The following is a 24,671-nucleotide window of genomic DNA, read 5'->3' on the forward strand; positions in this document are numbered from 1 at the left end:
CCTCTTTAAAATAACTAGAAGATCTTTCTTATCTTGATCTGCTAATTCCTCAATCATTAATTGTAAATCCATAATACTCTAAATTTATATAAAGATAGTAAAATCTACATCATTTCGCAACATAACCATTTTAAATGTGGCTTAAATTAACCCGAAATAGTGCTTTTTGAGGATTGACTAAGTAGCTAGAATGATAAAGAAAAATCAACTGTTGAATCCTAAAAGCTCAACCTACAAATCATTTATATCATTAACTTCTTGAAAAACTAAATTAGTTTAAAACTTTATGCTTAATTTTAGCAGATACAAAAGAACCGAGTAAATGTATTAACTTAACAAGTTATTTTATACTTTAAAATATAATCTATCCAAGTTTTTTTTGTTGACTGAATTTAACTTGGTTAGTCCAACAATAGAAATTTCAACTTTTTTATCACCAATTAATTGAATTTCAATTAAATTTTTTGATTTATTAAGATAGATATCTGTACTCTTTGAAAATTTAATTTCTACATTTTTATAACTGATATTCGTTATTCCAAAAAAGTAGTTTTCTTCATTTTTTGATAAGGAAGCAAAGCCTAAATCTGTTGAATTCCATTTTGATTGATTAATTTTCCAACCTTTTAAATCAGGATTTTCTTGATTTTCATTAATTCTGTTTTCATAACCTACATATGGATAAATTATAGTAATAAAACTAAAATTATGAGTATTACGTTTGGTTAAAATTGACCATTGCTTTCCTCTAGCTCCATTACTATCAACAGAGTCAATCGCATTTAATTCAAAAATATCACAACCCGAGGCATCATCAAAAGTAGCTCTCAATAAATTAGGTTGATTTTCAAAAGTATAATGTCCTTGCCAAACTTGTTTGTAATTATGACTATTGCTTGAAACAAAATTATCTTTTACAATCCAAAAATCATCTTTAATAAAAATAACTTGTCGCGAATATTTCACACCAATATTTTCAAATCCATTATGACTGCCTACAAATACATCAAAATTTGGATTTGTTTGCCAAGTAATTACTTTTGGTACTGGTAACGATTTAAAGTTACCAAATCCACTTCCTCCTTTATTAGAAACATAATTTTTTCCCAACAATTCATCATCCACCAAAGCCACATTTTTTACCCTTGAATTTTTGAATAATTCCAAATCATTCAAAGAATATCTCACTTGGTAATTTGGCAAAATAACCTTGCCATTTGCCATTGCTTGTACTCCTAATATATCTCCGTGCTGATGATCTGGCTTATCTTTATCTACTCCAGCTGATATTACCATCATTTTATCATTCAAATTCCAACCTTCTCTTTGAATAAAATATTTGGTACTTTTAAATGCAACCGACTGAATTTTAGGTGTTTCAGATTTTATGTTATTTAATAATTCTAATTGCGATTTATTTAAAAACCAATACATTTTTGCAGATACATTTTCACTTGCAAAATAACCCATTTCTGAATCATTAAATAATAAATAACCCAACGTTAATGCACCAGAAATATCATTTTTTTCAGCCCACGGATTGTCAGTGTCATCTTGTAAAACTGGTGCTGATTTATCAGGATACGCAATTTTCACAAGTGTTGTAAATAATGATTTCAATTTAGATCCCCATTCATCATCTAATTTTAACTTAGATTGCTTTACCAATTGATAGACATAAAAATAATTTTCAATATCACTTATATGATAATGTACTGAACGCTCAAATTGAAAACCATCAGGATTTATTTCCTTAGATAAATGATCTTTTAAAATTTCCATTGCTTTTTCATACCACACATCAGTTCCTTTAAAATCACGAAACAACATAGAAATCATTGCCAAAGCTGAAACACCTCTAGTTTGATGATTACCAGGTGTATATTTCATATTTATTTGATATAAATTTGCTCCGTGCTGTAATAAAGTTGCAATTGTTTTTAATTGATCTCCATCAGAATAATCTTTTTCTCCTAAAAACAAATTATGAATTTGTAACCAATTTAAAACACGATATCCAGCTCTAAATGATTCATAAATACCATTACCATCTTCAAGTTTTTCAAACTTATTGTTTTCTAATGCTTCATTTAAAGAAGCCATTTGAGATTTAAAATAGTTTATATACCTAGCATTTTTTTGCTGATAAAAATAATACAGTGCAATATCAACCATTTTATGTTGTCTTGCTAAATGACGAATAGCATACGCATTTATTGGCTCTCCATTTAAATAATTACAAGCTAATTTCCAACTTGGGTGATCTGAAAATTTACCCAAATAATCTAAAGCTCTTTCTGTATGTTCTTCTTTTTTTCCTGGATATAAAGCCTCATACTTTTGAAATTTTTGAGGTACATCCTTCCAATCATAAAAAAATCGTTCAGAAAATTTTGTTCTAAAATAATTTGCTAAAACAGCTTCTGAAATTTTTCCATTTACTGAAAGTTGTTCTTTAACAGAAGGCTTTAAATAATCAACCAGTTTATTGACCTCAATAACCTTATTAGCAGCTATTTCTTGAGAAAAACCAATACTAATACTAACTAAAAAACAACTAAATATGGCAACTAATAATTTCATTTTAAATAAATTCATCAACCTATTAATACATCAATTTTTGCTTAATAGTTTCTACAACCTTAATTTCTCCACTATTTACAACTTTATTATCTACTGGCAGTTGCCCTTTTTCACCCCATAAAACAGCAATATATTTTACTGGATTATTAATAAATGAATTATTCTCAAAGGTCACATTTACAATACCGTGATTCTTAATTAGCAATTTACTTGCTTCATTTTTACCACATTTTATAAATTCATTATTCTTCAAAATTAAATTACCTCCAATGGTAGATTCATCATAACCACCTCTGTAATAGTCAATAACATTTTGTTGAATATTTTCAAATTTTGAATTGGTGATAATTACAAACTCTGCATTATAAAAGCCTTTATCATTCGTTTCTTTAGCCAATTCAAAACCTTTTATACAATTTTTTATGATTGAATTTTTAACCGCAATGGTATCAGCAAACGAACCTTGTGAAACTTCTAATACACTTTTAAAATTGCTTATTTCAGAATCTTCTATTTTTAAATCATAAGCTACTGACATATATTTTTTTAAAGTAGCAAAGGCATTTTGGATATTTTTCCCTTTTAAAATAACACCTTGTAAATTTAAATTTCCATTTGGAAGTAATTCAAATGCAGCTGTATTTTTAGCTCCTGTATAGGTCATTTCAACTTTTTGATCTTTATCAGCTGATTTTATGGTAATTTCTTTATCAACTTTTAAAGGCAATGAAATTGTAATCGCTTTTGCAGTAATTTCAAGAATACTTCCGGGTTTAGCATTCGCCAATTCATTTGCTAATTCTTTTTCATTTGCAACTTTAATGATAGTATGTTCTAAGACTTCTTTTTGATTTGAAAACCAACTTGCCCCATATTTATTTTTATCAATAGTAATTTTATTTTTATCCACAGGAACAATAAAGGCTCCTATTCCAACTTTTTGATTTCTGACTTTTCCAAATAAATCGGTTTTAATCGTTTCAAAATCAAATCCTTTATAAGTTTCAAACTTATTTTCTTTTGGAGTAAATAACCAATCATTCAACTTTTCAAAATCCATTTTTTTGGTAATCAATCCATCACTTTGAACTTCACTTTCGTTTTTATAATTTAAAATATTATTTTTAAAAGTAACCCCATCAACTTTATCGTAATTTTTAATCAAATATTTTTCTGGCTGACTATTATAAATCAAGTTATTAGCAACAATCATTCTAGTAGGTCTTGCTGATCTAATTTCAGAAAGAGGCAAAACATCCTTTTTACTTATGTTTGCTCCAACACTAAATTGCCACGGTGTTTTACAATCAACATACGTATTGTAAGCAGCAACAACATCTGTAACTTGATTATATCTATTTAAAGGTGATTTAGGAATTCCATTCATTACTGCCAAAGCACTTCTAAATTCATTCCCTTTTAATTTATAAAAATAGTTATTGGTTATCCAATGTCCTGTGTTAATCACTCTAATTCCTCCTATAAAAGGAGAATTATCATTTCCTATAAAAATGTTACCATCTATAGTAGCATAATTTCCGTGACGTAAAACTAATGAACCTTCACACTCGAAAAACACATTATGTTTAAAAACATTAAAGTTTGACTTGCTTGAAATCACTTCAACCTCACCATTACAACTATCAAAATAATTATTAGCAATGTTTACATAAGCTGGTGTCATTGAAGTATAACTATCACCAATTTGAATGGTTTCGCCATGAGGGCCACCCATTCTAGGACGAGGTCCAAAATAATTATTTATTATTTGATGATGAGTATTGATGTTTCTATTTCCCTTTAAATACACTCTAACCGTTGGTCCAACACTTGATTTACCTGCAATATAACAGTGTTCTAACGTATTATTTCTCCCCCAAAATTCAACCCAATGATCATTTGTAGCTCTGCTTGGTTGTGTGAAATTTTTAATAACACAATTGCTTATTTTACAATGATTTGCAATTTCATTATCATTAATTTTAAATTGAATTATAGTATTTGAAGGTGAATATCCATTTTTAAAATACAATCCTCTCACTTGCAAATATTCACCAGCTAATTTTAAATAAGATTTTCCTTCAATAAAAACCTTTCCTTCAGTTTCACTTCTTAAAATAATTGGATTTTCTTTAGTACCATGTCCTCTAAATTTAATTAGAACATCCTTCCAAACCCCATTAGACAATACAATTTCATCACCTGGTTTAGCATTAGAAATAGCCGTTTTTAAAGCTTCATTATTCGGTACCTCAATGATATTTGTATTGATTTTACCACAAGATAAAAAAGTAATAAAAACCAGAAGAATTATAAATTTTTTATACATTTTTAATGAATTTTGAAAGTTTTAATTTAATACTATTCTACAATAATTTTCTTAGTAAAATTTGAATTATTTGCCTTCACGTTTAATATATAAATTCCTTTTGAAAGAGATGAAATATCTAATTTATTCGATCTCAAAACTTTTTTTTCTAAAATTTTAGACCCTAACAAATTATATACTTTTACAGAAGTTATATCTATATTTTTTGATTTAATATTTATAAAACCTTTTGCTGGATTAGGGTATATATTAAATTTTGAAGCTAAAACATTATCTTCAACATAAAGAGCTGCTGCTGTTGGATTTAATGCTCCATAAACATCTTTAATACCTTCCCATCCCGCAAATGCATCTGGGTAAACTTTTGTACTAGTAGTACTAAACACCCAATTTGGCACACTAGAATTACTTCCGTTTGCAGAAACAATCCAATCATCAGCTGTATAACCAGTTTTAGTACCTTGCCTTAAAATATAGTTTGCGTCTGAGGTTGTAGCAAATTCTACAATAGTTGCACTTGTTGTAATGAATCGACTACCTCCACCTACTATTGGTTGAGCATAAACAATTTGACCATATCCATACTCTGCACCATTTTCGTAATCATCATCCATATAAGTGATAGAATCATATAGAGTCCATGATGTGTGGTCTCCTGTTGCATTAATAATACCATCAGCATCAGTAGCGTCAGAAGTTCCATCTATCCTAACACTTTTTGGATTTGAACTAGCAGATATAAGCATATAGGTTGCAGTTGCATCAATTAAATTACCATCATAACCAATATCAGGTGTTTTAGTAGAAACATTAGAGGAGCTTGAACCAGTTACATCATTACCAGTTAACTCAATAACGATAACCGTAGCATCAGAAGATATAAGAGATGAATAGGCGTTCGTTGTAACAACGTTGGTATTTTTATCAGTATAGTTACATACAATAGCCAATATTCCATTAGCACCAAAAGTTCTTGTGCCATCTCCTAATTTTATAGCTTCTGAAACTTTTCCACGACTTGAACTGCTTCCATCTCCTTCAATCGATATAAAATACAAATCAGAAGGAACAACTGCATTTGCTGTACCTCTAATTTCAATATATTCGTTAGTTAAATCTGGACCTGATGGGCTTGCAATAAGCTTATTTATATAAATTCCAGTACCCATTGGAATGTTGTCAAACGTTTGAGAATACCCAAACGAGCTAATAATTAATGCAATAAAAAATAATTTTGTTTTCATAATATAAAGTTTTAATTGCTTAATTTATTTAATGTGTTACTGTTAATTTGTAATATTTTAATTTACTAAAAGCTTCTTTATCAGTTGACCCCAAATAATTTCCTGCTTTAAAATAATTTTCAAAAGGCCATTTTGCTAGACTTCCATCCTCAAAAGTATAAGAGTTGTTTCCGTTTAAGATAACTTCGAGCTTACCAGCAGAAGCAATAATTTGTAAATCAAATGCTTCGTATCCTACATATCCCATGTTATGTTTAATATCAGACCAAGTGTTACTAGAGACATCTAACAAATTATCTCCATTTGTGTTTTCATTGATCAAAGATTTTTTGTAAGCCCATAAATTACCGTCTATCCAAGTCATTTTAAGTAATGGCGGGGCATTGTTGGAAGTAAAACTGTGCAAATCCATATCATTTTGAGAAATAATACCATGTATTTGCATTAAAATAACCTTAGGGTGATTGTAACTACTTCCATTAGAATTTTTAGAAACCTCAACCATTTTTAATCTACCAGATATAGAACCACCGTTCTTAAGCGTCCAATTTTCTTTTGAATTACTAGGATTAATAAGTTCTCTTAATTCGGTTCTAGAATAACTACTATTTGTTGTTGAAACATCTGGATATGTGTAGAAAACAATAGAACCGTCTATAGTATCATCATACATAAAAGGTTGAACAGCTACTAAAGTTCTGTATCCATTATTAATAAGTTGATTAGGTTGATAACTATCAGGACTTCCATTATTGTCTTTATCTACTGGTAAAGTTAATTTCCAATGAGAAAAATCTATGTTAGCATATTGAGGTGTATTATTATTTGAACTACTCGATCCATTTGGATCGTGATATGGAACAATATTACCTTCATAGCCACCACAACTAATAAACAAAAAAAGTATTATCCATAAGATTTTGGATAACTTAATATTGAATTTTTTTACTTTCAAGTTAACAATCATGTCTCAACCTTTTAAATATTATTTCAATGCATCTATTATTTTGAGAGCTTTTTTAACAAGCTCTTTAATTTTTTTATAATCAAAACTTCCTTCAGTATTCTTAGAAATTAGTTTTGACCCCATCCCAACACACGTTACGCCAGCATTAAACCAAGATTCTAAACTTTCTTTTGTTGGTGACACGCCTCCTGTTGGCATAATACTTGTCCAAGGTTGTGGTCCTTTTATTGCTTTAACAAAATCGGCTCTATAAGTTCCTCCAGGAAATAATTTGACTATTTCGCAACCCATTTCTTCAGCTTTTGCAATTTCAGATAATGAGCCACATCCTGCAGACCAAAGCACCTTACGTCTGTTACAAACAATTACAATATCTTCTCTCAATACTGGTGTAACAATAAAATTAGCTCCTAAAGCTATAAACCTTGAAGCTGCAGCCCCATCAGTTACAGAGCCAACGCCCATTATCATGTCTGGTAATTCTTTTATTGCATATTTATTTAATTTACCAAACACTTCATGAGCAAAATCACCACGAGCTGTAAACTCCATCAACCTTGCACCACCATCATAACAGGCTTTTAAAACTTTTTTACTTACCTCAATATTTGGATGATAAAACAACGGTACTAGTCCGGTTTCTTTCATTGCTGTTGCAACCTCTATTCTTGTAAATTGTGCCATTATTAACTTTTAAAATTTAACTCCAGTTTAATATCTTTTTTAAATCATATTGTGCTGGATTACTAATATATTTTTCTACTTTTTTATAATCTTTTTCTTTTATAAAACTCATGTTATTTATAAATAATTGAGCCATATCAGATTCAATTTCAACTAATCTAGGTTTTACCTTACCAGATTCATCTTGAAAATCTCTCAAATAAAGTGGTGCAATATCTCCTCGTGAATTTGCACTAACAATACATCCTGTTAAACCTTGATCAAATAATTTTTTTACACCAATACCTAACAATGTACACAAAGTTAAATCGAAGGCTATTGGATTGCAGCATCTCAACTCATAACCTACTTCAACAGGTCTAGACTTTATTTCAATTCCAATTTCTTTTAACTTTAATTGCAATAAATAATTAAAAACATGAGACTTACTTACATTTCCAAGTTCAGGATGTCCGTGTTCATCAAATGTAAAATTAATTCCCGAATTTTTAATTTCATCTACATCCATAAAATGAAAAACACCTTCGCTTACCAAAGCAACTCCATACTCAATTCCACTAATTTTATTTTTAATAATTGATGAAATAATTATATTGATAATTTTATCAAATGTTATTTTTGTTTTATTAAACATTTCAGGAATTATCATCATAGGAAAATGACAAGCCGAGGCTATTCCAAAAGCTAAATGTCCCGCAGACCTCCCCATTGTAGACATTACAAACCAATTTTCACTGGTTCTGGCATCTTTATATACTGTGTTTCCAATTCTAACGCCCTCATCTTTAGCAGTATGAAATCCAAAAGTTGGATTCCTATCAGGCAAAGGTAAATCATTATCTATTGTTTTTGGAACGTGAATATGTGCTATCTCCAAATGATTTTCTACAAGATAATTTGTTAATCTATTCGCTGTTGACGCAGTATCATCACCTCCAATTGTGACCAATAATTTTACATTATTTTTTTTGAAAAAATCAGCTTTAAAATCACTATCTTTTGGTTTGAACCTACTCATAGTTAACGTAGAGCCTCCTAAACTAAAAATACGATCAGCACTTTGAAAGTCAAAGTGTTTTATAGATGAATTTTCAGAAAATAACCCCTTATATCCATGATGAACACCTAAAACGTCATATCCATCTTTCAGAAATATTTTGGCAAGTGTACTTATTACCGTATTAATTCCTGGTGCTGGACCACCTCCACAAATTATTGCAATTGATTTTTTCATTATTTAAGAAGGAAGGCTGAGCTAAATGAATAACTCGACTTTCCATCAATCTAAATTTAATTAATAATCTATATTATTTATCTAGCAACTCGACCTGAGGAGTCTCCTCCCATTAATTTATTTACTTCATCAACAGTTACTAAATTTGCATCTCCTTTTATCGTGTGTTTTAAACAAGATGCTGCTACTGCAAAGTCCAATGCGTTTTGGTCATCTTCTGGATATTTTAACAATCCATAAATTAAACCTCCCATAAAACTATCACCACCTCCAACTCTATCTACAATATCTGTAATTTGGTATTGACGTGTTTTGTGCATTTTTTTACCATCGTATAAAACGCCAGCCCAAGTATTATGTGAGGCCGAAATAGAACCACGCAATGTTGTAATTACTTTTTTAGCTCTTGGGAATTTTTCCATCATTTGTTGACAAACAGATAAAAAAGCTTCTGCCTTTATATTTTGCCCTTCAGTTTGTACACTAATACCTTCTGGTTTAATTCCAAAGTGCATTTCTGCATCTTCTTCATTTCCTAAAATAATATCACAATAAGAAGTCAATTCTGCCATAATTCCTTCACGATGTGCAGCATCACAAAATTTCCAAAGTTTGGCTCGGTAATTTAAATCGGTTGAAATGGTCAATCCTAATTTGCTTGCCACTTTTACAGCTTCTAAACAAACATCAGCAGCACCTTGAGAAATAGCAGGTGTAATTCCTGTCCAATGAAACCATTCAGCACCATCAAAAACTTCCTCCCAATTAATCATTCCAGATTTAATTTCTGACATTGCTGAGTATGCTCTGTCATAAACTACTTTAGAACCTCTACTGACAGCTCCTGTTTCTAAAAAGTAGATACCTAATCTATCGCCACCCCAAATAATTTTATCTATTCCCACGCCTCTTTTACGCATTTCCATCATCGCACATTGTCCTATATCATTTTTAGGCAAACGGGTTACAAAATCTACAGATATACCATAATTTGCTAAAGAAACGGCTACATTGGATTCTCCACCTCCATAAACAACATCAAAATTATTGGCTTGTGAAAATCTTAAAAATCCTTGCGGAGACAATCTTAACATGATTTCTCCAAATGTTACTACTTTACTCATTTTTAATTATTTTTTTTAAAATCCAGATTGTCCAAAAAATTCCACATTTGGATATTTACTTTTTGTTTTTCTTTATCAGAAAATTTACCATGTTTACCATTTGGAACAGTTATAAATTTTGTTTTAACACCAAAGGATATCATTTTTTTAGCCAATTCCAAAGATTGAGAATAAGGAACAATAGGATCAGAGTCACCATGAACAATAAATAGTGGTGGGCTGTTTTTTGTTATATAGTATAAAGGAGATACAGATTTTACAAATTCTAGATTTCCAAATCCATCACCTAACCATCGTTTGGCTGATCCCCATTTATTTAATGGGACTAAATCTGTAACCCCATATTTGTCAATAATGGCAGCAACATTGATTTCTCCACTATACGTACAGTTAGTATCAAACCTTTTATCATTTGCCAGTAGTCCTGCCATAAGGGCTAAATGACCACCAGAGGAACTACCCATGATAACAATTTTTTTAGTATCAATATTTAATTCTTGAGCATGAGCGTATATATAAATTAAAGCACAGCGAACATCTTCAATAGCTGCTGGAGCTGGAGCAACGTCAACTAAACGATATTCTACATTGGCGACAGCATACCCATTTTTAAAAAATGAACTATAACCAGTTTGAGATTCTTTGACACCATGATTCCACCCACCACCATGAATATTTATGACTACTGGGGTAGGTTTTTCGGATTTCGGATTGGCATATAAATCCATGCGACCATTCCAACCGTCAACTTTGGTATAAATAACATTTATCTGTGCCTGATAACCTTCAGGGAATTTCACAAGCTTATATTCCTCGTCCTGACTGTATGTAGTACTGGATAAATTTATTAAAGTGATGAATAAAAAAATAAGTTTTTTCATATAGGTTAAGACTTCTAAATTGTAATATTTCTTTAATTGTGATAGAAAAACTACACCAATTTTCAAATTAACTATAAATTTAAAATCAACTATAAATTTAAATTCCTAAAGCTTGTCCACCCCCAATTTGAATAGTTTCAGCTGTTATAAAAGATGCATCTTTACTAGCTAAAAATGACACAACGGAAGCTACTTCTTGTGGTTGCCCTAATCTTCCAAGCATAATATTATTCTTCCATGAAGCAAAAACTTCTGGCTTGGTTGATTTAATTTGAGCATGGAATGGAGTATCAATTGTACCAGGAGATACTGCATTTACTCTAATTCCATATTCAGCTAAATCTTTTGCTAAAGCTCTTGTTATAGTATGAACTCCTGCTTTAGATGTTCCGTAAATTCCAGCTCCCGGTCCTCCAGCATTCCAAGCTGCATTCGATGTGTAATTAATTATGGAAGCATTTTCTCCTTTTTTAAGGAAAGGAATAGCAGCTCTTGATGCAAAAAATACTGAATCAAGGTTTAAAGCCATTACAAATCTATAAAATTCAGTTGTCATTTCTTCAAATCGAGATCTACCACCTAATCCACCTGCATTATTTACAAGAAGGTCAATTTTACCATACTTTTTCCCGATTGTATTTATATTAGAAGTTACAGCTTCATCATTTGTAACATCAAATCCATAATATTCTGCAGTAATTCCTTCTGCAGTAAGTTCTTCTACTCTTTTAGCTCCTGCTTCATCCTCAATACCGTTTAAAACTACGGTATATCCATCTTTACCCAATCGTTTTGCTACTTCAAAACCTATTCCGCCAGTAGCTCCTGTGATTACTGCTACTTTACTTTTTAAATTACTCATATTTCTAAATTTTATTAATTTTTAATTTTATTTTATCTTCTCAATTTTACCTATTGTCATAAATATAGAGATTAATGATAATGGAACTAATGCACCCAGCAAACCAAACAATAATGGCCAACTTGTGATATAGCCTGCAAACTTAATTGCTAATATTGTACCCAATACCGCAGATGCACCACCTAAACCTGCTAATGATCCAACTGATTTTCCGCCATGTAAATCACTAGGTAATGTTTGAATATTAGTCATTGTAAATTGGAAACCTCCAAGAACAAAAGCCATTAATATAACTGCTAAAGGAGCATTTGGAACCATAACAGCTGCAATAATAGATGGAATTATAATTGCTCCCCCTAAGACCATTGCTGTTTTTCTAGCTTTATCAACTGTTGATCCTTTACGAATTAAATATCCTGAAAACCATCCACCTGCAACACTTCCAATCATTGCTCCCACATAAGGAACCCATGCTGAAAAGGCTAATTCTTTAATGTTTAAACCGAATTCTTCCACTAAATACATTGGCAAAAAAGTAACAAACATCCACCAAATAGGATCAAGAAAAAATCTTCCTAATATTACAGAATAATTCTTTTTATTAGCTAGTAATTGTCCCCATGTTTTACCAACTTCAATTTCTTCAGTATTATTATTAGATTCTGACTTTTTACTTAAAATATATTCTCGTTCCTCATCAGTAATCCAAGGGTGATCTTTTGGACCTTTCTTATTTATAATAAGCCATGGAATTAACCACAAAAGACCTAAACCACCAATTACAACAAAAGTAAGTTTCCATCCAATTGCCATATATAACATTAAAATAATTATTGGGGCTAATATAGAACCAATAGATGCAGCAGCCCCAAAAAGACCTTGTGCAAAAGCACGTTCCTTTTGTGGAAACCATTCCGCATTACTCTTTGTGGCTCCAGGCCATGGACCTGCTTCTCCTAAACCAAGCATCATCCTAAATCCAGTTAAAGATACTTTTCCTTGTGCTAGTGAAGTAAAAGAATCGGCAATACCCCATAAGAAAACTGAAACTACAAAACCTTTACGAGTTCCTATTCTATCATATAATTTTCCAGAAAAAAGTTGACTAAAACCATAGGCAATCATAAAGAAAATTGTAATAAGACCTAACTCTTCCTTTGCTTGTTTTGAAGCTACTTCAGGGCTTGCATCTTTATCTACAATACCTAATTCATAAGCAATTCCTTCACGATTAACAGCAATTTTACCATCTTCTTTAAAAGTGATAAATTTAGGTTTCTGAATAATTTCCTTTCCCCGCTTTGAAACTAAACGATAGGTATTATCCTCAGCTATAAACTGAGCCTGATTCTCATTTAGATTAACATTAATATCATCTACTAATTTATATTCAATATTAGCGACCCACATATAATTCAACGTACCTCTATCAAGGTAATTTATAATGGTAATAAGCATTATTAAACCAATAATTACCCACCTTAATCCTTTTATCTTCATGTTTAACTGTTTTATTTTTAGATTCTTTTAAACAATACAATCTTATATTCATTTTTATTTTTGATAAATACTTAAGTTAAAATTATATTGAATTTATTGAATTAAGTTATTAAAATATTTTTTTAATAGCACTTATTCTATATTAATATGTGACGTTCCCTCCTAATTAAATTCATTATTTGAAGATTATCTGTACAAAATCTCTTCATTTTTATTTAAAATTATTCTTTATAACAATATTGATATAATTCTGTAAAATGAATTTTTAATTTTTCTTTAGCATCACTAGAATTTTGATTTTTAATAGCATCAAAAATGGCTTGATGTTCCTCAATTCCCAATAATGCTCTGTCTTTATCACAAACGTGATACTTATCAAAATTAGTAATAATACCTGGCGTAATAATTAACATCAATTTATTTAAAGTGCTATTACCACTTGCTTTTGCAATTGCTAAATGAAATAATAAATCTTCTTGAACTGCATTTTCACCATTTAAAACTTTTTCTTTATAAGCATTTAATGCAGACTCCATTTGTACCAAGTTTTTTTCACTTCTACGAAGAGCGGCTAAGCCAGCAGATTTTAATTCTAACAAAATTCTAGTTTCAACTAATGCTTTAAAATTTGGATCTTGTAAACTTAAAATATCGTCTACCATACCATTTAAAGCTATGACTCCAATATTAGCAACAAAAGTTCCGCTTTGAGGAATTGATTTTAACAAACCATAATATTCAAGTTTTTGAATAGCTTCCCTTACATTACTTCTAGTTACCTCAAATTTTTCAGACAACATTCTCTCCGAAGGTAATTTGTCTTCTGGTTCCAAATTTTTAAAATTTATTAAATCTCTAATTTTGGAGATTATTAAATTTTGAACTTCCAGATTGTCGCTTTTTGTTATTAAATCTAACTTCATATTTAAATAATGGTTAACTAAATTTTTTTGCTAAAATTATGAAAATCTAAAATAGTAAATTTACTTCTCTATTTATAGCAATTCTCAACAATATCAATTCTAATGTGTTACAACTAAAGAATAATATTTAACTCTTGCAAATGAATCTTTATTTTTACTGACTAAATAATTTCCCGCTTTAAAATAATTTTCGAAAACTCCCCATTTTTGAATGCTAATATCATCATATACTACAGATGCATTATCATTTAAAATCACTTCCATTTTATCTTTTGAAACTTTAACTTCTAAGGTGAATTTATCAAACCCAACATATTCTGGAAAAGTATAACCATCATCATCACCCCACGAATTAGTTTTTAAAATATCAATAGCATTCGTATTTAAATCTTTTAAAACTTTTGTTTTAACCCTAACTTTTCCATCTACCCAATAAATTTTTAACATTGGAGGTGCATTGTTATCACTTTGTCCTATCAAATCACGCTGAGCATTGGTCAATCTTCCATGAATTTGCATAATAATGGCTCTGTTATAATCACCATTCTCATCCATTGAAATCTCATCCATTGATAATACTCCTTTTATATTACCTCCTTGAGCAAAAGTCCAATTTACATTTAAATTATTTGGATCTATCAACTCTCTTAATTCAGTTCTTGAATAGGAAGTATTAGAAGTGGTAGCTCCTGGATAGGTATAAAACACAATGGCTCCATTAATAGAATCATTATACATAAATGGTTTTAACGTTTCATTGGTTGCATAATCCAATATTTCTGGAGGATACACTTCTGTTGGATTTCCTATAGGAAGCGTAACTTTCCAATGGCTTAAATCAATTTTGGGTAATTTATAATCACTTGAATTACCTCCCTGATTGTTATCAGCAGGCGTAATATACTCACCTCCTGACTTATTCGGTACATTTTCTTGACAGCTTACACTAATGCTCAATAAGAGCATTAGTGTCACTGTAATTATATAATTCAAACAAATTATAATTTTTCTCATTTCACTTTTCTACTTTATTATCCTAAACACTAATACTAAATATGTTTTATCGGAAGTTATTCACACTTCCTAGTTATACCATTTTACAACTATGGTAAAGCAAGTGAAAAGTCATCTACTCTGCACTCAACACCTTCATTTATAATTAAAATAGCTATCGTCTCATTAGCTCCTGTATTGAATGGAATATCTACCCTAACATAGGCATTTGCATCGGTTTGATCAGTTCCAACATAATTAGCAAGGGTTGCACCTGCAACTTGACTTAAATCTGTTATGGAACCTCCTAAAACACTAACGGTTAATGATCCAGTACCACTAGTTTTCATTGTATAATAATACGTTAAAATATAATCAGTGTTTGCAGATAATTTCAATTCTTGATAAGCTACACGATCTCCCGCAGATGGAAATTTAGCTGCTTGAGAACCACTATTTACAGGACTAGAAGTAATTTGAATTACACCTCCTAAACTTGTCCTCCATGAATCTCTACCATCTCCTGTTCCATCAGGAAGTGAATTATCTTCAAAGCCTGCCTCAAGAATATTTGGTAATAAAGCTGCTGGTACCGGTGGCTGAACAACTTCTATAACTTGACTATCTGTACTTACTACATCTAATTTATCTGAAGCAGTCAAAGTAACCGTATAACTTCCCTCTCCTGAGAATGTATGAACAGGGTCAACTTCTGTTGATGAACTACCATCTCCAAAATCCCAAGCATAAGTTGTTGCACTAGTTGAGGTATTGGCAAAGGTATAAATTTTCCATGCATCTACATCACCTGAACCTTGACTGTATACAAAACTAGAAGAAGGTGGTGTAGCATCAGGAATAGAATTAGCTTCTATTGGATCAAATTGGCCATCATTTATACAGCTATTTAACATTAGGACAGTTACAATTGCAACTAAAGCCCATAAACTATTTTTGATTAGATTTTTCATTGTTAATGTGTTTTATATTAGTAACCAGGGTTTTGCTTTAAAACACCCTTACTTAAGTTAATTTCTCTTTGTGGAATAGGTAATAACAAATCTGTTGCTGTAAAACTTCCACCTGTTGCTGTAGAAAATGCTGATAACACATTTTGAGCTTCATTAAATCGAATTAAATCAAACAATCTTTGATCCTCAAATGCAAGTTCAACACGTCTTTCGTCTAATAATTCTTGCTTAGTAATTGGGTCAGGAGCATCTATAGTTGGCATACCTGCTCTTAACCGAATTGCATTAAATGAATCTCTTGCTGCTTGAGACGTTGTAGAGGCACCTCCAGCCATAATAGCTTCAACATGCATTAAAAGCACATCAGCATAACGTAACACTATCCAGTCATTTCCTGCTTTAGTTGGATCTGTAGATGTTGGTGCAATACCTAATGAAGCATCTCCATTTGGTAAATATTTTACTACTTGATATTGTGTTGGCTGTCCAACATCTTGGCGATATGAATATGGTGTTCTATTACCTCCTAAATTATCTAAAGCATTTCTCACATCTTCAGTTGTATAATTTACACCACTAGTTCTACCAACACCATTTAGCCATTCTGCAGAAAAATTTTCACTATCTTGTGAATCACCTTCATATCCAATAGCAAAGATAATTTCATCGTTTAATTCATTATAAAATACATCTTTAAAATTAGGTTCTAATGCAAACCCACTTCCCATAACATCTTCACATAAAGTTTGTGCTTCTAAATAGTTAGTCCCTTCAGTTAAATATACTTTAGCTAATAATGCTTGTGCAGCCGCTTTTGAGGCTCTTGTTTTATAAGCATTATCTAAACTACCTACAGCTACTAATAAATCGCTTTCAATTAAACTATAAACTTCAGATGTTGCTGCTCTAGTATACTGAACGTCAGTATCTTCAGTTGAAATAACAGAGGTAACTAAAGGAATCTCTCCATACAAACGGACGAGATTAAAATACGCATAGGCTCGAACAAATTTTGCTTCTCCTTCAATCCTAGCTCTATTCTCATCTGATGCTACGTCTAAATTTGCTAAAACGGTATTGGCTCTAAATATTACATTGTAAAAACTTGTGTAATAGTCTGCAACAATGCCATTTGTTGCTTCAATAGCATAATTCTCAAATTGAGCAGCTTCTCCTTCACTACTTTTTGTCCTGGTATTATCACTACGCATTTCAGTAAGGTAAAACTCATATTGTAAAGCATGGTTATCACCAGTTCTTGTAGAGTTAACACCCTGAAGACCATCGTACATATTAACCAGTGCTCCTTCTAAATCTGAATCATTTTGAAAAAATGTGGCAGAATTTAACACAGAAATTGGTGCTGGGCTCAAATAATCCTGACAAGATGTTAAAGTAAAAAACACGAGACCTACTATTACTATATCTTTTAATTTTAGTTTATTAATTATATTTTTCATAATTGTTCTTTTTAAAATTCAACATTTAAGCCTACAGAAATTGTTTGTTGTATAGGCGATCCTCCTCTTTGATATCCATAAGTTGTAGATAACTGAGTGCCAGATTTATGATAGACAGATTCTGGATTCCAACCGGTATAATTTTTTGCCGTGAGATACATTAAATTTTGCCCTGAGACATAAACTCTAAATTTAGTTAGGTTAAGTTTATCAGCTGTGCTACTTGGTAATGTATATCCAATATTTACGTTTCTTAATGCTACATAAGAAGCATTTTGTATGATAGAATTGGTAAATATTTTTTGCTTAATAAAGCCTTGATTTGGTGTACTAGAAATAAAATCTTGAGCAGAATTAAATTGATTGAAAATATATTGATCCGCCATATTTCTTACCTCTGCACCATGACTACCTTGAAACATAAAAGAAATATCAAAATCGTAAATTTTAAAATCATTAGAAAAACTCCACACTAAATCTGGATATGGATTACCTAATATGGTTTTATCATTGTCATCAATCAATCCATCACCATTTAAATCTTTTACATAAACATCTTGAGCTTGAGCTCCAATTGGATGATAAGGATTGGATATATACTCTAAAGGAATTTGTTTATCTACAACCCAACCGTAAAATGATGAGATAGGGTTGCCCTCAAGATTAATCCATTCAGCAGCTCTCTTTGAGTCAACACTTTGTATCTGACCATTAGAATCTGCAAAATCTAGTAATTCATTTTTATTATGAGATGCAATTAAAGTTGTTTTCCAAGAGAAGTTCTCCTTTGACACGTTGCGCGAACGTAACTCTAATTCAACACCACTATTTTTTACCTTTCCAAGGTTTACTAAAGCTTCTGTAAAACCTGTAGTTGCCGATATTGGATTGTTTAATAATAGTTGATCACTTGTTCTATTATAATAATCTAATGAACCTGTAATGATATTATTTGCAAAACCAAAGTCTATACCAGGGTTAATTTCTCTTAAACGTTCCCATTGTAAATCTTTATTTGCAATGTTTAGCGGATTATAACCATTAGTTATATTACCATTAATTACAGCTGTAGAAGGATCAAGTAAGGAATAGGAAGGATAGAAATCTATTTGATTACTACCTGTATCTAATGCGTTGCTTCCTGTAAAACCATAACTTATACGTAATTTTAAATTATTAACAACTTCACTTTCTTTTAAAAAACTTTCGTTACTAACTATCCATCCAACAGAAAAAGCAGGGAAATTTCCGTATTTATAATTTGAACCAAAAATTGAGCTACCATCGCGTCTGAAACTAACGGAAGCTAAATATTTATTATCAAAAGCATAATTAGCTCTTGCAAATATAGAAACTAACGCTTCTTCATATTCTTCAGAGCTAAAATTTATAATGTTAGTTGCTGCCGATATTGTTTGTAGTTTATCGGATGTATAACCATTTCCTGAAATAGCATCATTACTAAATTTCCAACGTTCAGTAGCCAAACCAGCAATAGCAGATATAGTATGTTTTCCTATGGTTTTGTCATAAGCAAAATAACCGTCTAGAGATCCATGTACTCGTTTTTCATTAAACAAATCTAATTGCGCAGCAGCAGCTCCTTTTCTACTTGCCTGTACACCTTGCCATCTACGTCTTTTAGTATATTGGACATCTCCACCAGCTGTTATTTTAATATTTAAATCGTCATTAATGTTATATTTTCCATAAGCACTTCCAAAAATTTTAAATTTATTATCTGTACGATCACGTTCTAAAATTTTTGCAGCAGGATTGGTATTGGACGTATTACTAATACTTGTTCCCCCAGATGCAACTGGCACACCATTAGCCAGATCATAGTTGTCAAACATACGTTGTATGGCATAGTCGCCAATTTGAGCATTTGCATATTTACCACCATCTCTTAATCTATTTACAAATTGAATATTACGTGCATCTAAATAGACAGGCAACCAGGAAGGCTGACGTAAAATATCGTGTGTAGAACCATCAAAACGACGTCTGTCTGTTATAGAAGGAGTTAAATTCACACCAAATGAAAATTTATCATTTAATTTTGTATTAACCTTTAATTTAAGACTATACTTTTTATAGTCATCAGTTAACAAAACACCTTCGTCATGTAAATAACTTAAGGCTGTACTGAATTTTGTTCTTTTACTTCCTCCTCTAGCTGCAAATGAGTAACTAGAAATAATTCCTCCATTAAAGATTACATCTTGCCAGTTTGTATTATCCCCTAATAACTGTTTGTATTTAGTTTTGTCTGATATTGCACCTGTTGCTGCTAATTCTTCAGCGGCAGTTTTAGCTACAGAAAAGGTATAAGCATCACTATGTCTTCCTTCTTTATATCCAGTATAAGAATTAAAACTAAATTTAGTTTCACCTTCTTTCCCACTTTTGGTAGAAATCATTATAATACCATTTGCACCACGAGAACCATAAATAGAAGTAGATGCAGCATCTTTTAATATTTCAAAAGATTGCACATCATTCATATCTAATGATCCCAGGTAATCACCATCTACCACCAATCCATCTACAACAATTAAAGGTGTAGAATTACCCGTAATTGAACCAGGTCCACGAATTGTAATTGTTGGTGCAGCACCTGCTGAACCATCTGTGTTTTGAATGTTTACACCAGAAACTCTACCAACAAGAGCTTCATCTACACGTGGCACAGCTTCATTCTCCATATTCTTATTTACAACTTTTGAAATAGATCCTGTTAAATGAGATTTTTTTGATGTTCCATATCCAATTACAACAACTTCATCAAGAACATTTTGTTGCTCCTTTAATGTTATATTTAGATTTTTTTGATTGTTTATAGTAATTGATTTGGTTTCAAATCCTAAAAAAGAAAATTGTAATACATCTCCTTTTTTTACGTCTAAAGAAAACACACCGTCAAAATCGGAGGTCGTTCCTTTTGCAGATCCCTTTATAATAACATTTACCCCAGGAACTGGAGAATTATCAGCTGCTGACAAAACCGTACCTTTTATAGGATAGCTAGTTTGTGCTATTAAAGATAAATTGAGTAATAATACTGCAATTATAGTTAATTTAGATTTTAAATTCATAATATGTTTTTTGTATAAGAATTAAGTTTGAGTAATACATTTTTAAATATTAATAATAGTTCAGATTTTAATCTTAAGTTTCTCCATTTTATAAACCAACTACTTTTAAAAAAGATTAATTAAAATTCTTATTTTTGCAGTTAACAACATGGTGTACAAAATGTCATGTTCATTTTACTTCCCTCCTAAGTGGAGTAAATTTTTCTAAAAAGGGTAGGTGCAACTATCCTTTTTTTTGTGTCTAGTTTTAAGGTGAATTTTCAATAATTTTTGTTTTTTGAATTAATATTATTTTTTGGTAAACCAAACTGGTAAACCAAACTGGTTGACCAAATATAAAAAAAATTATCTACTTAACAAAAAATTAACATAATAATCTCATCTTTATACAACTAAAGATATAGTTATTCCATAAAATCTTCTCTAATTGGACTAAAAACGTCAATAAGTATTCCCGCTTTTGTGCAAGTTGCTCCGTGAAGTACCTTCGGTGGAATATATACAGAATCTCCACCTTTTACTATTTTAGTTTCTCCACCAATTGAAAATTCAAACTCCCCACTCGCTACATATGTAGTTTGTGAATGATAATGTTCATGTTCATAACCAATACCTCCTTCGTCAAAACTTACTTTAACAAGCATAATTTTATCATCATAGCCCATTATTTTACGCTTAACCCCTTCTCCTACTACTTCCCATTCTTGGTTTTCGTCTAATAAAAATTCTTTACTTGCTCCAAAACTTTTCATAATTGTTATTTCTATTAATTAATATTTGTGTAATAATAAGATCCAATCCATTGGTAAACCTTGTCGTTCAGTTTTAATTTGTGTTTACTGGTTTTTGAAACAACATCATTAGCCAACATCAATAATTTTGATTTTCCATTTACGGTTTTAATTTTAATTGAAACAAATTCTGGAGTATTTGTCAAAACTTCTAAATTTGAAATAATGCTTTTTGAATTTAATGCCAATTCTGATACCGGACTATAACTACCATGGGGCTCAATAACAGAAACAAAAATGGTGTTTTGTGTATCCTTTCTTCTCAAAATAAATGCAGGATCATTTCTTAAATTGAAATGAGGATCATTTGCTCCAATTTTTGCGAATATTAAATTATCATTTTTAGTAGCAACTGTTGTCAATGTATAAAATACACCTTGATTTAACCAAGAAAATTTAACATTATTAGAAGTCGGTTTCCCTTCTCCTATTTTCCATAAATACTGATAACCGTCTTTTTCACCTAATGGTTTTAATTCTGAATTTACTTTATAATCAAAATTTGTTTCCATTATTTGACCAAAATAATAAAAAGGTAAATCGTATTGATTTTTAGTTTTTGATTGAACTTGAAGCACATCAATTACAAAAGGTTTTTCAAATTCATCATCATTAATAATTGCCATTGTTCTATGTAATTGAGTACCTGAATAAGCATTATCCTCTTTTGCACTTACAATTTTGATACTGCTATTTTTTGCATCAAAAAAGAATAAATCAGAATGATGTTTACTACCAATTTCATATTTTCCTTTAAATTGACTCGATTCATTTTGAACAAGGGTGTTATGTGCAATTGTTTGTTTTGCCCAAGTTTTGTTTTCTTTTAAATAATTACCACCTCCTTTTTGTTCAATATTTACAAATCGCACCAAACCATAATCTTGTAAAACTTCATTGCTATTATTAAATAATGAAAAAGATAATTTATCATAATGTCCGTGACTTAATCCTTGTGCCGTATATTTAAAGACTAACTCCAAATCATTACTTCTTAATATACCTACACCACCTTGTTTTCCTTCTGGCCCATCTGATAAATTCACTGATTTTTTAATAAAAGGTTTCGTTTTACCTTCTTCAATTCCTTTGGCTACTGCCAAACCGGCATCATCTAATGTAACCACTTGTTGTTTATTTGCAATATCTAATAATTTTGGATCTTCTCCTCCAAATTTATAGGCAATATCTACTGATGAAACTACTGACTTTGAATAATATGACATTCCTTTTTGAGCATCATTTAAAGTGAAAAAATCTCCATTTTTATTCGATAGGTTTAGTAATGTTGACACGGCTTTTATTAAAACACTATCTTTATATTTAAAAATTTCAAGATTTGGTTTCACATTTTGCAAAGCTTCAGCAAAAATTAGAAAAGGATACATTGCATAACGTTGATAATAAGGCCCTTCAGTATAATATCCATCAGGTGAAAAAGGCTCTTCTATGTTTGCTAAAAATCCTGCCTTTTCCCCTTTAACTTTTATAAGTCCACCATCATTATCTTTCATTCCTTCTTTTAAATGATCATCCTTTATACCGTACAATGCCCGATTTAATAAACGGTCATCATCCATAACCAAAGCAATCATACCAACAGCAGCATTTCCCCAGGTGCTATGGTTATGAATACGGTTAAAAAATTGAGGATTTCCAATAGATATAAAATCTGCAAAAGGTTTAAATAAATCTTTTTCTAAAAAGTCCCTATCGTCTTTTGAAAGCCAATCATAAATACAGTCATAAGCCTGACTTGTGTAAACTAACCAATTGGCATCGTTTAAACATTGCCAAAATAATTTACCACGGGCATACGATCTGGTTTGTGGGTGAAGCGGCAAGGTTGGATACATTTTTGCATACTCTAATAACATATCTCTAACATAAACTGCATATTTTTCATCACCCAATAACTGAAACAAAACTCCAGCTTTTTGCATCATTAAGTGATTTTTTTTATGACGTTCATGAGTGTATCCTCCTGAATAATCTTTAGGAATTGGTACGTCTATTCCTGCTAAAATTTCGGCATCAACTTCTTTTTTTGTTACGGCTAATGTTTTATCAAATATTGGTATATGACCTAATTGTGCCTTTATATCTTGAACTCCTTGTTTGGTTAAAATTAAACTAGGATGCTGTAGCCCTCTATTAATTGTAGGATTATTTAGTTTTTTAGCATCCTTTTCACAAGACGAAAATAGTCCTAAACTAATTAAAAAGAGAGAGAATATTACATATGAAAATCGCATTTTCTAAAAATTATAATTGGTTTACCAAATTGGTTTACCAAATATATGTATATTTGTAACGCAAACAAATTTTTAACAGATTAATTATCAACACATCTAAATTCTATGACCATTTTAGCAAAATCGACTACAGAAAAACTAAAAAAAGTAAGTACACCCACTATTGCGACTTGCTTATTTAAAAAAGGTTATAAAAATCAATTTATTCAGAATGTTGTCCCTTTAAAAAAAGGTAGACCAACAATGGTAGGAGAAGCATTTACACTACGTTATATTCCCGCTAGAGAAGATTTAAATCCTATTACCATTTTCAGATACCCTCAACATCCACAAAGGGAAGCCATTGAAACTTGTCCACATGGATCGATTTTGGTAATTGATAGTCGTAAAAACGCAAGAGCTGCTTCTGGTGGTGATATATTAGTAACTCGTTTAATGAAACGTGGAGCAACTGGAATTGTAACCGATGGTGGTTTTAGAGATTCCTCCAATATAGCAAATTTAGATTTTCCTTCATATCATCAAAAACTTAGTGCACCAACCAATTTAACACTACATCAAGCTTTAGATATAAATGTGCCAATTGGTTGTGGAGATGTTGCCGTTTTTCCTGATGATGTGATTGTAGGTGATAATGATGGTGTAATGGTAATTCCACAGGAAATTACAGATGAAGTAGCAAATGAATGTACTGAAATGACCATTTTTTAAAATTATGTTTTAGAACAAGTTAACCAAGGAAAGTTAATTATAGGTTTATATCCACCAACAC

At 30.9% G+C, this 24,671-nt stretch carries 18 protein-coding genes; 1 reads left to right on the top strand and 17 read right to left on the bottom strand.

Features of this window, described 5'->3' with window-relative positions:
• Positions 1-345: 345 nt before the first annotated feature.
• From L3J60_RS04435 to L3J60_RS04515, 17 genes are all read right to left on the bottom strand, one after another.
• Complete coding sequence (locus L3J60_RS04435; protein WP_291974285.1) at positions 346-2,583, bottom strand: heparinase II/III family protein; 2,238 nt, start codon at positions 2,581-2,583, stop codon at positions 346-348.
• Between the two features lie 22 nt (positions 2,584-2,605).
• The gene (locus L3J60_RS04440) at positions 2,606-4,912 is read right to left on the bottom strand and encodes a chondroitinase-B domain-containing protein (RefSeq protein ID WP_291974286.1); all 2,307 of its coding nucleotides are present in this window, start codon (positions 4,910-4,912) and stop codon (positions 2,606-2,608) included.
• Positions 4,913-4,944: 32 nt separating this feature from the next.
• A complete protein-coding gene (locus tag L3J60_RS04445) occupies positions 4,945-6,156 on the bottom strand; it encodes a T9SS type A sorting domain-containing protein (protein ID WP_291974287.1) in 1,212 nt (403 codons plus the stop codon).
• Positions 6,157-6,184: 28 nt separating this feature from the next.
• Positions 6,185-7,123 (bottom strand): polysaccharide lyase family 7 protein, encoded by a 939-nt coding sequence (locus tag L3J60_RS04450; RefSeq protein WP_291974288.1) that lies wholly within the window; start codon positions 7,121-7,123, stop codon positions 6,185-6,187.
• Positions 7,124-7,141: 18 nt separating this feature from the next.
• Positions 7,142-7,807: a bifunctional 4-hydroxy-2-oxoglutarate aldolase/2-dehydro-3-deoxy-phosphogluconate aldolase gene (locus L3J60_RS04455; RefSeq protein ID WP_291974289.1), complete on the bottom strand. Its 666-nt coding sequence runs from the start codon at positions 7,805-7,807 to the stop codon at positions 7,142-7,144.
• A 16-nt stretch (positions 7,808-7,823) separates the two neighbouring features.
• Positions 7,824-9,041 carry a 6-phosphofructokinase gene (locus L3J60_RS04460; protein WP_291974290.1) on the bottom strand — a complete coding sequence of 406 codons (1,218 nt, stop codon included), beginning with the start codon at positions 9,039-9,041 and terminating at the stop codon, positions 7,824-7,826.
• 77 nt (positions 9,042-9,118) lie between these two features.
• Entirely contained in the window at positions 9,119-10,165 is a 1,047-nt protein-coding gene (locus tag L3J60_RS04465) for a sugar kinase (RefSeq protein WP_291974291.1), read from the bottom strand.
• 2 nt (positions 10,166-10,167) lie between these two features.
• Entirely contained in the window at positions 10,168-10,965 is a 798-nt protein-coding gene (locus L3J60_RS04470; RefSeq protein WP_291974292.1) for an alpha/beta hydrolase, read from the bottom strand.
• Between the two features lie 178 nt (positions 10,966-11,143).
• Positions 11,144-11,908, bottom strand: coding sequence for an SDR family NAD(P)-dependent oxidoreductase (locus L3J60_RS04475; RefSeq protein ID WP_291974293.1), 765 nt, complete (start codon positions 11,906-11,908; stop codon positions 11,144-11,146).
• A 27-nt stretch (positions 11,909-11,935) separates the two neighbouring features.
• Entirely contained in the window at positions 11,936-13,408 is a 1,473-nt protein-coding gene (locus L3J60_RS04480; RefSeq protein ID WP_291974294.1) for an MFS transporter, read from the bottom strand.
• 221 nt (positions 13,409-13,629) lie between these two features.
• On the bottom strand, positions 13,630-14,331 hold the full coding sequence (locus L3J60_RS04485) for a FadR/GntR family transcriptional regulator (protein WP_291974295.1): 702 nt from the start codon (positions 14,329-14,331) through the stop codon (positions 13,630-13,632).
• Between the two features lie 99 nt (positions 14,332-14,430).
• A complete protein-coding gene (locus tag L3J60_RS04490) occupies positions 14,431-15,297 on the bottom strand; it encodes a polysaccharide lyase family 7 protein (RefSeq protein WP_291974296.1) in 867 nt (288 codons plus the stop codon).
• 137 nt (positions 15,298-15,434) lie between these two features.
• Positions 15,435-16,295, bottom strand: coding sequence for a PKD domain-containing protein (locus tag L3J60_RS04495; RefSeq protein WP_291974297.1), 861 nt, complete (start codon positions 16,293-16,295; stop codon positions 15,435-15,437).
• A gap of 17 nt (positions 16,296-16,312) precedes the next feature.
• Positions 16,313-17,755 carry a RagB/SusD family nutrient uptake outer membrane protein gene (locus L3J60_RS04500; protein ID WP_291974298.1) on the bottom strand — a complete coding sequence of 481 codons (1,443 nt, stop codon included), beginning with the start codon at positions 17,753-17,755 and terminating at the stop codon, positions 16,313-16,315.
• Between the two features lie 11 nt (positions 17,756-17,766).
• Positions 17,767-20,853 carry a TonB-dependent receptor gene (locus L3J60_RS04505; RefSeq protein WP_291974299.1) on the bottom strand — a complete coding sequence of 1,029 codons (3,087 nt, stop codon included), beginning with the start codon at positions 20,851-20,853 and terminating at the stop codon, positions 17,767-17,769.
• A 404-nt stretch (positions 20,854-21,257) separates the two neighbouring features.
• Complete coding sequence (locus L3J60_RS04510; protein ID WP_291974300.1) at positions 21,258-21,605, bottom strand: cupin domain-containing protein; 348 nt, start codon at positions 21,603-21,605, stop codon at positions 21,258-21,260.
• Between the two features lie 14 nt (positions 21,606-21,619).
• A complete protein-coding gene (locus tag L3J60_RS04515; RefSeq protein WP_291974301.1) occupies positions 21,620-23,899 on the bottom strand; it encodes an alginate lyase family protein in 2,280 nt (759 codons plus the stop codon).
• 105 nt (positions 23,900-24,004) lie between these two features.
• Between L3J60_RS04515 and L3J60_RS04520 the strand changes: the two genes are divergently transcribed.
• Entirely contained in the window at positions 24,005-24,610 is a 606-nt protein-coding gene (locus tag L3J60_RS04520; protein WP_291974302.1) for a ribonuclease activity regulator RraA, read from the top strand.
• The last annotated feature ends 61 nt before the right edge of the window (positions 24,611-24,671 follow it).

Source organism: Lutibacter sp. (assembly GCF_021647475.1).
GTDB lineage: Bacteria > Bacteroidota > Bacteroidia > Flavobacteriales > Flavobacteriaceae > Lutibacter.